General features: G+C 56.4%; 11 protein-coding genes, 1 tRNA gene and 1 other annotated feature. Of the genes, 6 read left to right on the plus strand and 6 right to left on the minus strand.

Translation table 11 applies throughout. The features are described 5' to 3' along the window. The first annotated feature begins 17 nt into the window (after positions 1-17). Positions 18-1,240 (plus strand): IS3 family transposase gene (locus BVG12_RS02960; RefSeq protein ID WP_156895495.1). Its coding sequence is split into 2 segments (ribosomal slippage): positions 18-306 and positions 306-1,240, totalling 1,224 coding nucleotides; the frame shifts between segments, so codons are not numbered across the junction. Continuing rightward, positions 296-412 (plus strand) — a sequence feature (AL1L pseudoknot). Its footprint overlaps the gene before it by 117 nt. A gap of 55 nt (positions 1,241-1,295) precedes the next feature. Then, positions 1,296-1,733: a hypothetical protein gene (locus BVG12_RS33785; RefSeq protein ID WP_156895512.1), complete on the plus strand. Its 438-nt coding sequence runs from the start codon at positions 1,296-1,298 to the stop codon at positions 1,731-1,733. Between the two features lie 407 nt (positions 1,734-2,140). Here BVG12_RS33785 and BVG12_RS33790 read toward each other — a convergent pair whose 3' ends face one another. The 6 genes from BVG12_RS33790 to BVG12_RS34440 all read right to left on the minus strand — a co-directional run bounded on the left by BVG12_RS33790 (position 2,141) and on the right by BVG12_RS34440 (position 8,050). After that, complete coding sequence (locus BVG12_RS33790; protein ID WP_156895513.1) at positions 2,141-2,290, minus strand: hypothetical protein; 150 nt, start codon at positions 2,288-2,290, stop codon at positions 2,141-2,143. A 344-nt stretch (positions 2,291-2,634) separates the two neighbouring features. Further along, complete coding sequence (locus tag BVG12_RS02965) at positions 2,635-3,045, minus strand: hypothetical protein (RefSeq protein ID WP_075791119.1); 411 nt, start codon at positions 3,043-3,045, stop codon at positions 2,635-2,637. Continuing rightward, the gene (locus BVG12_RS02970) at positions 3,038-5,113 is read right to left on the minus strand and encodes an integrase (RefSeq protein WP_075791120.1); all 2,076 of its coding nucleotides are present in this window, start codon (positions 5,111-5,113) and stop codon (positions 3,038-3,040) included. Before BVG12_RS02970 ends, BVG12_RS02965 begins: the two co-directional genes overlap by 8 nt. A 1-nt stretch (position 5,114) precedes the next feature. Continuing rightward, on the minus strand, positions 5,115-6,764 hold the full coding sequence (locus BVG12_RS33795) for a site-specific integrase (protein WP_156895514.1): 1,650 nt from the start codon (positions 6,762-6,764) through the stop codon (positions 5,115-5,117). A 61-nt stretch (positions 6,765-6,825) separates the two neighbouring features. Beyond that, positions 6,826-7,548 carry a site-specific integrase gene (locus BVG12_RS34435; protein ID WP_169926784.1) on the minus strand — a complete coding sequence of 241 codons (723 nt, stop codon included), beginning with the start codon at positions 7,546-7,548 and terminating at the stop codon, positions 6,826-6,828. Positions 7,549-7,789: 241 nt separating this feature from the next. Continuing rightward, a complete protein-coding gene (locus tag BVG12_RS34440; RefSeq protein ID WP_169926785.1) occupies positions 7,790-8,050 on the minus strand; it encodes a hypothetical protein in 261 nt (86 codons plus the stop codon). 171 nt (positions 8,051-8,221) lie between these two features. Between BVG12_RS34440 and dnaQ the strand changes: the two genes are divergently transcribed. The 4 genes from dnaQ (at position 8,222) to BVG12_RS03000 (ending at position 13,406) form a co-directional block, all read left to right on the plus strand. Then, on the plus strand, positions 8,222-8,923 hold the full coding sequence (dnaQ, locus tag BVG12_RS02985; protein WP_156895515.1) for a DNA polymerase III subunit epsilon: 702 nt from the start codon (positions 8,222-8,224) through the stop codon (positions 8,921-8,923). A gap of 70 nt (positions 8,924-8,993) precedes the next feature. Continuing rightward, positions 8,994-9,068 (plus strand) — tRNA-Val (locus tag BVG12_RS02990). 248 nt (positions 9,069-9,316) lie between these two features. Then, the gene (locus BVG12_RS02995) at positions 9,317-10,534 is read left to right on the plus strand and encodes a helix-turn-helix domain-containing protein (protein ID WP_075791123.1); all 1,218 of its coding nucleotides are present in this window, start codon (positions 9,317-9,319) and stop codon (positions 10,532-10,534) included. Positions 10,535-11,021: 487 nt separating this feature from the next. Next, positions 11,022-13,406 carry a sialidase family protein gene (locus tag BVG12_RS03000; protein WP_075791124.1) on the plus strand — a complete coding sequence of 795 codons (2,385 nt, stop codon included), beginning with the start codon at positions 11,022-11,024 and terminating at the stop codon, positions 13,404-13,406. Positions 13,407-13,487: the final 81 nt, after the last annotated feature.

Genomic DNA, 13,487 nt, shown 5'->3' on the forward strand with positions numbered 1-13,487 from the left:
TTTGAGAAAATGGAGCTATGAAGAAGCAACCCAAGTATTCCCCAGAAGTCATCGAGCGCGCCGTGCGCATGGTCAGCGAGGCCGCCAGCGAGTACAACTCGCAGTGGGCAGCCATCGAATCGATCGCAGCCAAGATCGGCTGCACACCTGAAACCCTACGTCGCTGGGTACGCCAGCAGGAGCGCGATACCGGCCAGCGTCCAGGGCCGACCACCGCCGAGGAGGAGCGCATCAAGGCGCTGGAGCGTGAAGTGCGCGAGCTGCGCAAGGCAAACGAGATCCTGCGTCTGGCGAGTGCGTTTTTCGCCCAGGCGGAGCTCGACCGCCGCTTCAAATCGTGAGGGCATTCATCGACCAGTACCGCCATGCTTACGGTGTCGAGCCGATCTGCCGGGTGATGCAGGTCGCGCCGTCGGGCTACTGGCGACACGCGGCGCAGCAGCGCAATCCGGCACTGCGCTGTTCACGAGTCCAGCGCGACGACGTGCTGAGCGTCGAGATCGAACGGGTCTGGCAGGCGAACCTGCAGGTCTACGGGGCCGACAAAGTGTGGCGCCAACTGCGGCGTGAGGGAACCGATGTGGCCCGCTGTACGGTGGAGCGCTTGATGCGCAAGGCCGGCCTGCGAGGCGTCATGCGCGGCAAGGTCGTGCGCACCACGGTAGCGGATGCGAAGGCGCCATGCCCGCTCGACCGGGTCAACCGCCAATTCAAGGCGCAGCGGCCGAACCAGCTGTGGGTCAGCGATTTCACTTATGTCTCGACCTGGCAGGGCTTCGTCTACGTAGCTTTCGTCATCGACGTCTTTGCCCGGCGCATCGTCGGCTGGCGTGTCAGCAGCTCGATGCGGACAGACTTCGTCCTCGACGCCTTGGAGCAGGCCTTGTACGCGCGTCAGCCGGAACGAAACGCGTTGGTACACCATAGCGACCGCGGCTCGCAATACGTGTCGATTCGGTACAGCGAGCGTCTGGCAGAAGCCGGCATTGAGCCGTCTGTGGGCAGCAAGGGCGACAGCTACGACAACGCTTTGGCCGAGACCATCAACGGACTCTACAAGGCTGAGTTGATCCACCGCCGCGCTCCTTGGAAGACGCGTGAGGCCGTCGAACTGGCCACGCTGGAATGGGTGTCCTGGTTTAACCACCACCGCCTGCTTGAGCCACTCGGCTATATACCGCCGGCCGAAGCTGAGGCAAACTATTACAAGCAACTGAGCAGTCAAGCCATCCCGGCCTGACTCACACTAACCGGCCTCCACGAAAGCCGGGGCGGTTCACTATGGAGGTAGTGAAATGGACAACAAACCGCACTTAGCATCTGAACCAATTTGCGAAGAGCAGTATGCGCAAGTTCCGGCGGACTTCCCGCGCCCAGTACACCTCAGTGCAGTTTCAGGCGCGCAGCCAAAGCTCTTGATGACGGAGTACAAAGGACGCTTTTACAGTCCAGGCTGCACACCGCCGGAAATTTTCGCCAAATGGGATATGTGCGAGGACCTTGCTAGACAGATGTCAGCGAAATCTCTTGAGTCGAAAGCCGGGAAGCGCTCTCACATGTCCGAGCTTGAGATTCTCGACCAGTACCTTGCCCGACTGATTGCCACGCGGTGGACTTCCGAAGACGAGGCGCGGTGGGTAATCCGTCGTGTAGCCGCGATGCTCGATTGGCCCGTACCACCTACGGCGGAAGGGCATGGCGGGCCTGATTCTTCGCTTAGCGCTAAAGCTTAATCGTGTTGCCCCCCGGGAGCGTACATGCACTTCAAGAACAACGGGAGCGTGAATGTGCCGCGGCCTACTTTGTATCCATGAACACGACGATACAAAATACTGCGACTCGCCATTGGCGTTTTTCTGTGGCGTCGCACCATTTTTATCCCGCTCAGTGCCATTTCAGAGGTTCTTGGGCCACCTGTTCACGCCTATAAAGCCTGCGACCAGTGTAAGCGCTGCCGTGCGGTCACCTGCCAGTCTTGTGCTTGGCTTCGGTTTCGGCCTGGCACACGTCGTCTGACGACTGCAAGCAGGTGCTGGTTGTGCTGCTCGACTCATGCTTGAGCTTATGGCGCGCATGACGCAGCTCGATAGAAAGTAGTTCAGCAGAATCTAGTGTCTTGCAGGAAATTATTCGACTTTATTTAGCCTTCAATAAAACCTAATAAAGACCGCACTTCCCCTAGAGCATAGGCCGTAAACGCGATCGAACTTGCCAATCCTAGCGTGACTGTAGAAAAAGGCACATGAGCAATAAAGCCTCTCACCAGGGCTAGGGGCGGCTGTTCGATCACCAGCCAATCCTATGCTTGACTTCAATTCCGGCGTGGCGGGCATCGTCTAACGAAAGTAAGCGGCCTGTCGCCGACCGTACACTGAACAGCCAAGTGCCGCCGAAAGTAGATAATGATGGGATAGACGCCCCACCCATAACGGCATCGATGTGCCAAAGTGGAAGTATCGAGCAGCCACTTGAACCAAGGGGGCAGCATCATGTAGATCACGACAGTTGGTATCGACCTGTCAAAGAACTACGTGGTGCGGTGGTGCACGATGGAGCCGCCGCGTGCGGTTAGAGACACCGACGGGGCATACGGCAAATCTCTCAGTCGTGCACAGAACGTATAAATCCGGGACTTTATCCTTTTTCCTTTTTCGGGAGGGGCGCCATAAGCCTTTCACGTGAAAGGCCAGCAGCAGAGGCGTTGTGAATAAAGCGATTCGCGATTTCCGCCAGCTTCTGCATCTCTGCTTTCAGCAGGTCATTCTCCTCCTGCAGCTTAGCGATCCGTTCGATTGCGTCGAGCATGCTTTGTGGGCGAGCGACTTTTTTCAACGTCGCTACTGCAGTCCGCAACTGCTGGCGCTTTGATTCGTAGGCGGACATGAGCACCGGCTTCTTGTGGAGGGCCTGCCGGGTTGGTTCATAACCCAATATGCTCTTTGCGCCCAAACAAATTGTCTCCCATTTGAAGGGCTGGCCCTTTGGCCATTCCCGGATCATCTCTGCGATTAACTTAACGTCGCTTGGCGTGATTGCCTTAGGCATTCCGTTCCCCCCTTAGTTCATCTAGACATGCAAGCAGATCACTACCATACTCGAGGACCAGTTCTTTTCGTGGCACGATTTTGATATTGGCGTGCTCAGCCTTCTCGTTAATCAGCGTCTGTTCGTGGTTAAAGTCAGTGCCGGCGAGCTCGATCGGACTGCCGTCTTCGATCGTTGGATCGTTTAGGATGGCCAGTAGTTGGTTCAAGCGGAGAATTTGCGGCCTCGCCACCCTTAGCCAACGGCTCGCTGACCTCTCTCCACGTACAATGGCTTCCTGGGCGGCTTTGTACGTTTTCACCAAATTTTCCCGGTCTAAAGCAACAATCTGGGCTGCGACCTTATCGCCTTTGCACATCAGGAGTTCTGAACAGTTTAAGCAGTCGCCAAACTTGTTGCATGCACCAGCTCGCCAACTGCGACGACATAGACCGTACCGGCTACGGTGAATGGGTCCTTGTCCGTAGATTTCTGCCTCTTCGCTGGTGACCGGATCCTTCGCGCTTTGGTCACTACTCATGCCCATCAACTTGGAGGCAGTTGTAGCAGCTTCACCTTGATCGTTTTCGAGGTAGGTAAGCGTTTGACGATAAGACGAACGGCTACTCCAGGCTGTAATCGTCTCTATCGAGACTCCACTTTGTTTTGCCAATCTGTTCAGCATATGACGGATGCCGTGAGACTTAAGCTTGATTGACTCGAAACCGTGACGATCAAAGAAACACATCACAAGTCGATTCCTGTGACTCTGTCCTAAAGGAGCACCTAACCGCTTAGCGTAATAGTCTCGATGGAATGGTGCCAGGAGAACCGGACTAGCGCTCCAGTCGCTCGAGAATTGATAGCGACGAGTGCACAGTAAAGACTCCGACATTTTTGGTGGCAGCACGGCCGTGCCCTCAATGGACTCTTGATATGGAAAGTACGGATTTGACTGCTGATGATCCTTAAGTACAATTGCCCACAGAGAATTCAATGTGAAGCCAGTAAGTTTTCGTGCCCCCGTCCATTTCTTAATGTAGTCTTCGACAGACTTTCGACTTGCGAAACCTAGCGCGCGAGCTACTTCTTCGCGCGTCAGGATTTGGTCGTCTGGGACACGCGGACAGTCCGCGTGGCGGTAGAAGGTTGTGGGATTGGTCTCGAAATAGCGAGCGAGACGTCGTCCTTCTTCGGTGATTTGCTTCAGCCGTTTGATGGCTTCTAGCGCGCTTTCGGCCATCACTTTGGGGATTGGCTTCCTCACATATTCTTTAATTTTCGGGACCCAGTATCTCAGGTAATACTGAACATCGCCGTCTTTGTCCTGGTCGCTACTCAAGCACTCAGTTCTAAACCTGATCACTTCGCCGACACGGCTCGGAGCGCTTAACAGAACGGCGGTGAGACTAGTAATGAGATGATCTTGGTCGCTTAGTGGCTCAATGTATCCGCGGCTAAAAACGTCGCCGATTGCTAGTAAGGCATCCTGATCCGCAACTTTGTTATCTTTTATGATCTTCGGGGCTTGCGATCCGTTTGTTCTGTCCCAGCTTAACTTCCCAACGTAGGGATGCGTCCAGTATTGAGCGGTGTTCGTGACGATACCGTACGCCGCCAGATTCCTCAAAATCCGCAAGAGCTCAGCTGCAAGGAATGGAGCTGCTTTCAAGCGACCGAGAACTGCAATCGCCTCGTCGAAATGTCTCAGTTTGACTTTGGTAATATCTGGCACCTCCATGTTTTTTCGAAGAACAAATTCCAAGGCGCGAAATGCAGTCATTTCGCGGGCGATGTTTTTGTGTGGCGCTTCGTGATGGCGATAGCGTATATAAGCCTTTGCCACCTCCACAAATCGTGGATGCATTAGTTGATCAACTCGCGGTTCGATGGTGTGATGTAGCGAGCAACTTTCCTCGTTCACAAATCTAACCGAACGGTAAGTTGTCTTCCACTCGGACGCTTCCCAAACAAACCCTTCAATTGCGGACCAAGTCGTCAAAATATCCCTGGAGAGGGTAATAAAGGCTTCCAGATTGCGCTGGGCAGAAAGCTCTTTGCGTGGCGTAAACTGAATGATATCGACCATATTAATTTTCGAGTTCTTGCTTTCGAGCGTTGCAGCGCTCGATGCAAGCACGTACAGCCCTGATATCTGCTGACAGGTCAATTGGAGTGAGCAACTTCCGGTTTCCGCCAATCCTGATCATCGCTCTTTCTTCGTCTTGCCTCTTCAACAGAGCTTGCAGAACCTCGTCATGGGGTGCATAAACTAACGGCTCGAAATGCTTACACCGGTAGCATGGCACAGGCACAGATGTCGTTGCGCAAAAGGAGTATTTGCCGCAGTTTCCTACGGTCTCTAAACGCCCTTCGTTAGCAAACTCCAGTCTGCTTTCAGGAACGTCGGCCCGCGATGCTTGTGACTCGTCATCGATCAGGTTCCCTGTGAATGCCAGCGCCAGGGGAACTAGGGCAGAACCCATTGACTCGTTAATTTTCCTCGCTTCTTCCGCGGGATCGTTGTAGTAAGCATCAAGGGAGCAGTCTTTTGTGTGTCCCAACCAGAACGAAAGCACATGTTTCGGTACTCCTAGACGAGCAAGCTGTCGAGCACGGGTATGGCGCAAACGAGTAGCGGTCACCGAGATAGGATTGCCTGTACGATGACTAATCGGAGGCGTTATCGATAGTCGCGAATTGCCTCGCCCCGCCTGATGACTACTCCAATCGAGAATATGATAGGTAGCGGAGCGACTCAGATGAAATAAGCGATGATCCAAATGATCTTTCCAGTCCAAACCATAGTGAACGGTGAGGACACTCACAGCTTTTTCAATCTGGTAGGCAGCAGAAAACAGTGGCAACCTAACAGTGTCGGCCTCAGATAGCTTGATTTCAAGACGATTTTCAAAAAGCTCCTTAATTTCGTTCTTCTGAAGCTCGAACAGGTTCCACAAATGATCGGCGACTGGATGCACTTCGACCTTGCTGTCGCGGAAATGGTGCTCGGCATTTATATCCTTTGCTCCCGGAAACAGTATCCTTCGTCCGCTATCCACCGTCCCGTCAACCCCGTCTTCCACAAAATCAGAGATCTTAAGTCCTGCGATTTGGATGGGCCGGCGAGCGTATTGCATCGATAGCAGTCTTAAAAGAGTAGACTGCGTGCTGAGGTTGCCCTCATCGTAATTCATCCAAATGCATCTCAACAACGCCTCGTATTCATCCTCAGTGAGCCAGCTCTTTTCGGGGTCGTCTGACAGTACATTTCGATTATGGACGAGCGGTCGCCTAGTCTTTGCTATGATTTGCAGCGCTTCTGGTTTTATGGCTTTTCTGAAACGTTCGATCCAATAAAGGAAAAATAATTCAGATATTGCTCTCACCTTAGCGAAGGTGTCATTGGTCAGTGCCTTACGTACCCACGTCTCATCAAACTCTTTAGTAGGATAGGTTGCGAGCATATGACGAAGAGATTCTATCCACTGCACAAACGTATTATTTGATATCTGCTTCTGTTCGTTTGCGAATTGCAATATATGTTTTCGCAGTGACTGGGCAATTTCGTTATCTAAACATTTGAACGCGGAACAGTTGGTCCTGCGCATTCCGACAAAATCAAACCATATCCCGTCCCAGCGGAAATCACCGTTTCGTGAGTAAGGACGGGCTGTTTGCTCTAGATTAGAGGAAAGGTCGCTGTCAATTGACGGAGCGGCCAAGGCGGTGCTTCTCATCGCGTCTTTCTAGTATTTAAAATCTTCGTTGCGGTCGGCGAGTCCAATTCACATGAATTTCTCACGAGGTTTCAACTTGGGGAGGGAGGTCTCTTTTCGTATCGCTTGCTACTATCAGACCTAACTCCAAAGATTCTTCCTGAGTATGACGCATATTGTAGAGCAACGCCATTTCAGAGTTCTCAGTCCAGCCCATTAAAATCGAGCGAAGCTCCCGTTCTTTGTGCGGATCCAGTCCCTTTTTATCGGCTTCGGATGAAAACCGGTAATTCCAATCGTGCCTGAGGAGGTGGGGGTGAACGTGACGTATGGCTGGGAAAGCCTTTTTCAAGCTTTGAAGGGCTTGATCAAAGGTGGCGATCTGGATCGGGGCCCCTTGTTCGCGACCGGCACGGTGCGTCACAAAGATAAAATCGTCATCGGAAAAACCGACGCCAGGAACCTCGGCGCGATGGCTAACTATATACTCTAGTAGTTGCTCCTCTAATTCGTCGGTGATCGGCACAATCCGGCCTCTCGTTTTCGCTACCGGCTGATGCACCCGCGTATCGTATTCGTCGTGGTGATTTCTCTCTATCACCAATTGTGCCGTTTCGCCTCCTGTCGCGTGCGCAAATTGCCCTAGCTTAAGACTCAACAGTTCGCCCCGCCGCATGCCGGTTTCGTAGAGTACTCGAAGCATGACTACGTTTCGTATCCTAGGTCCGGTATCTGCAGGGCGATAAAGCTTATCCAGAGGGTTTTCCCATAAATGAAATAAATGTGTTCTTGCTTCTTCAGACAATCGCTTGCCTAAGATTCTCTGCATTTTTGCCGAATTCGAGCCGGCTTTTTTGCTATCTGTCCTTTGAGCTTCCTGTCCTGGTGAATAATTGCTTCCCTAACTGCGGTATCATACGAGTCAGTAATGACCTCGTCAGCAAGCCATTGGATGTAGTGCGCCACATAATTGATATAGGTGTTCGCTTTGGCCGTACTGATTGTTTCACCAGGCTTTCCTCGGCGTGCAGATCGCATCCACGTTGCTAACTCATGAATTTCATGGGGAAGTAGGAACTCTCTTTTTGAAAGCGAACCGTTAGGCTAACTCCTTTCTGGACTTCCCACTCGCAGAGCCGTTTGATAGCTGCCAGATAAACTTTTTGGGTTTCATGTTCGGTCTCGAGGCGCTTGGATCGGGCGATATACGCGGTGGGGTAAAAAAGTGGAAAACCACCTTCGTCATCGTAGATTTGTGAGAAGCGCTCGCCATCCGATGCGATGAAGGATTTGATCTGAAAGGCCATTGTTGTACGCTGTTTACACTGTGCATTACTTGTTCGGTAGAGTAAGCGCTGTTTACACTGTGAGCAAGTGTTGTTTAGAAAAATTTGCTTTTTTTAGTGTGGTATCATCACTTTCCCGCTACGTAGCCGCTTCCGCACAATAAAATGAGTTTACAAACACGCACTAACCGTATGGTAGTCCTCGATACCGAAACCACAGGCCTGAATCCGCGCACCGGCGACCGCATCATCGAAGTCGGTTGCGTCGAAATCTTCAACCGCAAGCTGACCGGCAATAATTTTCACCGCTACATCAATCCCGAGCGCGACTCGGACGAAGCGGCACTGGCGGTCCACGGCCTGACGACCGAGTTCCTCAGCGATAAACCGAAGTTCCACGAGATCGCCCACGAGCTGCGCGAATTCGTGCAGGGCGCCGAGATCATCATCCACAACGCGCCGTTCGACCTCGCATTCCTGAACCATGAATTCGAACGCATTGGTTTGCCGCCATTCGTCGAACATTGCTCCAACGTGATCGACACCCTCGTGCACGCGAAGGAATTGCACCCCGGCAAGCGCAACTCCCTGGATGCGTTGTGCGACCGCTACGGCATCTCGAACGCGCACCGCAAGCTGCACGGCGCGTTGCTCGACTCGGAGCTGCTGGCCGACGTTTACCTGGCCATGACGCGCGGCCAGAACACGCTGTCGATGGACGTCGAGGTCGAGTCGGGCGGCGGCGGCCTCGTGCTGGAAGCGGGTCCGCTGGGCGATATCCTCGTGCTGCCGGCCAGCGCCGACGAGCTGGCCGAGCACGAGAACGTCCTCGGCGCGCTCGACAAGGGCGTGAAGGGAGAATGTGTTTGGAGAAAATATTCTCTGCAGGGGTGACAAAACGCAAAACGCCCCCTATAATGCTCGTCATTGCAGCGACGCAATCGCAGCAAAGCAGTAAAAAGTAGGGCGGTTAGCTCAGGGGTAGAGCACAGCATTCACACTGCTGGGGTCGCAAGTTCGAAACTTGCACCGCCCACCAGAATTCAGCAAAAAGGCCAGCGCAAAGCTGGCCTTTTTGTTTTGGTTTCACGGAATCGCCGCGATCACCTGGCGGCAGCCCCCGTCCGGTCTCTTAGCACTTTTGCCGGCATCAATGGAAATTTCTGCATTCTGATAGAAATGCTGGCTTTGGCATTAGGTGCTGTCCACGACGACACGTGAATCTTTGCTGTCATGACTTCCTGGGCCGCCGGAGATCGGTGTGCGGTGCCGTCCCGGTTAATTAATATGCAAGATTTCTACAGGAAGGCGCTGCTCGCGCTCATTCTCCTTCTCGTTGCGGATGCGCTGATCGCCTGTTTTTGCATCTATCGAAGCTACCCGTCCTTGCCGCTCTTTGCGCCTGGGAGAGGCGGTGTGCGCTGGCACCTTGCGACCTCCACGGACGCCACCTACGGCGGCACGTCGACGATTCGTGTTCGGGATGCGCGCCAGCGATCGCTCAGCTTTGATTTCAAGCTCACGAGGGCGGTGACCTATCCAGGCGTGTCGGTCGCATTGGTGATGGAGGACGGGGATGGGAAGCCGGCACAGGTGGATTTGTCGAGGTACACCACCGTCACCTTCCTGGCCAAGTGCGCGCCTGCCGATTCGCTGATATTCACGCTGTCCACATTCGACGAGAGTATCTCGAAGGCGGGCGACGGTATGACTTACCCGTCACCCATGACGTTTTTTTCCTGCAATGAGAAGGGCGTGTCCGTCTCGCTGGATCTCACGCGTCTCACCATTCCACAATGGTGGTTCGACGCCGTCAACGTCGACCTGTCGCGACAGTCCTATAAGTTGGACCATGTCGCGTCCTTCGAATTCAGAGCGAGCCAGCGAAGCCGGTTCGACGTTGTATCCCATGTCGAGATCGGTGAGCTCATGCTGCACGGCCGCGATTATCGGTATATCGCCGGACTGGCGGCCATCCTGGCGATTGGCTGGAGCGCATTCGGCATCTGGTTCTTCCGGGCTTATTCCCGCGCACTGACCGCGAGCCTGGGCTCCCGGCTAAGAAAAGACTTGCCCTTCGTGGCATACCGGCAACTGACCCTGGAGCCGTTCAAGGACAAGGAAAAGGCTGCCATCCTGCGGTTCATCGCCTCCAATTACACAAACCCGGAACTCGACCTGGAGGGCGTCGTCGCAGGGACGGCGGCGAACCGCCGTAAGATCAATGAGGTGTTGAAAACGGAACTCGGCATGACGTTCATCAGTTACCTCAATAAATTAAGGCTGACGGAAGCCGCCAGATTGCTCACCGATAAAGCCGGCGCGACCATGGCGGAAATCGCCTATTCGGTCGGCTACGCCAACCCCTCGTACTTCAATAAGCTGTTCAAGGAAGAATACGGCTGCACGCCCAAGGCATTCAGAAGCCTGGCAACCCAACGAGCCGTGCCCTCCGAGTGCGATCCTGCCGCACCGGCGACACAACCGGTCGACGCAATCTGCTAGCCAAGTCGTTTCAACACGCGCCAGACGGGCTGGATATCCCGGCCCTCGCCCTCTGCGAAGTTTCTTCGTCTCATTCCCCCTCGACGAGCCGGTGGCCCGCGATGCACCCCGGATGTCTGCGCGCGCGTTCAGCCGGCACCGCTCAACAAAACGGACAATTTATAGCAATTTCTGTTCGCTGATAGGAATTTTCCCATTGGCGTTAACGCGGACCAAGGCCTAGCCCGTACTGTAGTGCTGAAAAGAGCGACCTCGGCCGAAAGCACTTCAAGTTCCGATCATTCACATATCACGACGAACGGATCTATGTCTCCAGTCCCGGCTGCAGCCTGCTCTACAGCAACCGGCCAGCGCCCCCCGAGAGGAAACGCGCTGCTTTCTTTTCACTGGGCCGGACGACGTCCGGCACGGCGGCCGGGCCAGCGCCGCGGCGCTGGTCGTCCTAGCTGCACATGCAAACCACGATCCATTAGAGGAGGAGATAATCTTGAACAGGAAGCACAACAGTCATGTCGTCGTCCCGGCCCTGCTGGCCGCGCTTCTGGCCGGCTGCGGAGGCAGTGGCACGGACAACGGCGCGACGACCGTCAGCCTCGCCCCGCGTCAGCTCGCCGACATCCGCGTGGTGTCGTCCACGACGGCCGCCACCTGGAACAGCGTGAAGTTCGGCGGCGGCGGTTACGTCACCGGCCTTGTTTTCCATCCCACGTCGCCGCACGTCCTGTACGCGCGCACCGACATTGGCGGCGCATACCGCTGGGACCAGAAGACGTCGTCGTGGACGGCCATTACCGACGGCCTGGGCTTCGGTGCGGCCGAGAGCAGATTCCATGGCGTCGAAAGCCTCGCCGTCGATCCGACCAACGACCAGGTCGTCTACATGGCCACGGGCATGTACACGTTCGAAGGCAACGGCCGCCTGTATATCTCCAGCGACCGTGGTACCACGTGGACGCACGTCGACCTGCCGTTCCCGGTGGGCGGCAACAATGCCGGCCGCGCGATGGGCGAACGCCTGATGGTCGACCCGAATCTGCCGTCGACGCTGTTCTACGGTTCGCGCACGGCCGGCCTGTGGAAGAGCACGGACTCGGGTCAAACGTGGGCCCAGGTCACGTCGCTGTCGACCGCCACGATGAGCCAGGAACAGGTCAATGCCGTGGGCGGCAGCGCCATGGGCGTCGAGCTGGTCGTGTACGACGCCGACATCAGGGGCCCGCACAAGGAAAAGAAGCACCCGAAGGATGCGGGGACCGCAACCCAGACCATCTACGCCGCCATCGCCCCGGACTACGTGGCCGCGGCAGGCCTGGCGTCGAACATGGTCAAGTCCACCGACGGCGGCGCCACGTGGGCCCCGGTTGCGACCCCTGTGTCCGGCTACCACATCCCGCACATGGTGCGCGCCGACGACGGCATGTTCTACGTGGTGTTCACCAAGGGCGCCGGTCCAGGTGCCGGCGGACCGGCCCGGCTCTACAAGTTCGACGGCACCAACTGGACCCTGCTCAAGAGCGAAGAGCCGGCCCAGTGGTTGAACTTCGGCATGGGCGGACTGTCCGTCTCCGGCACCGGCGCGACCACCCGCATCGCATTGGGCGTGTCCAACTCCTGGGGCAACTTCAGCGGCCAGCAGATCGTTCAGTTGTCCGACGACGACGGCCAGACCTGGCGCGAAATCGAAGCGATGACGCCAGGCGAAGTCGCTCCAGGCTGGGTCGACGACGTCGAGATCGATCCGTCCAACCCCGACCACATCATGCACATCCACGGCGGCGGCATCGTCGAGACCTGGAACGCCTCCGCCGCCACGCCGACCTGGAACAGCACGCTCAACGGCATCGAGGAAACCGCCGCCATCGCCATCGCCACGCCGCCGGCCGGAGCGCCCTACAAGTTCATCAACAGCTCCGGCGACGTCGGCGCCTGGGTGGATACCGACCTGGCAACGAAGCCGACACTGGGTCCCGGCCTGGGTTGGAGCAGCGGCAACGCCGCCGACATGGCGTGGTCCGATCCGCTCTACATCGCCAGCGTCGGCGTCGTCAACTCGAGCGGCGCCGCCTATGGTGACTGGTCGGGCGACGGCGGCAAGAGCTGGACGTCGTTCGCCAGCCTGCCGCAAGGCGCGCAAAACACGAGCGGCGAATCGAATATCGTGGTCAGCGCGCGCAACAAGGCGGTCTGGGCACCGGCCAACTCGGTGTCGTCCTATACCACCGATAACGGCGCGACATGGATCCGGACCAATCTGCCCGCGCTTTCCAGCGTCGGCATCAATCGCGGCTACCGCCTGGCCGCGGACCGCAGGAACCCGAACAAGGTCTACGCATACGATTCGGGCGGCGCATGGTGGAACCAGTGGTCGGATACGGCGCACTTCTGGTACTCGACGGACGGCGGCCACACGTTTACGGAGAGCACCGCGTTCAAGGGCACCAGCCCGATGGTGACCGCCTTCGGCAATACGTCCGTCGCGGTGAACCCGAACGTGGAAGGCGATATCTGGCTGGCCGACGGCAACGCGATGTACCACTCGACGGATTCGGGCGCGACCTGGACGAAGCTCACCAACTTCACCTCGTTCTGGGGCACCCACGGTACGTGGTCCTGGCCTGAAATGCAGGGCGCCACCTTGGTAGCGCTGGGCAAGGCGGCTCCCGGCGCCTCGTACCCGGCCGCGGTCTACGTGGTGGGCGTGATGAACGGGCAGTGGGGCGTGTACCGCTCCGATGACGGCGGCGCCACCTGGACGCGCTTCAACGACGATGCGCACCAGTTCGGCGGTATCGGCGTGATGGCGGCAGACCAGAACATCTACGGACGGATCTACGTCTCCGGCACCGGACGCGGCTTGTTGTACAGCAACTGATCGGCATGAAGAGCACGGCGGGCCAGCCCCCCGAAGACGGCCCCCGTGCTCCGCCGAACACCCCGGCGAAGATCCACTGCG

This window comes from Massilia putida, from assembly GCF_001941825.1.
Classification (GTDB): domain Bacteria; phylum Pseudomonadota; class Gammaproteobacteria; order Burkholderiales; family Burkholderiaceae_D; genus Telluria; species Telluria putida.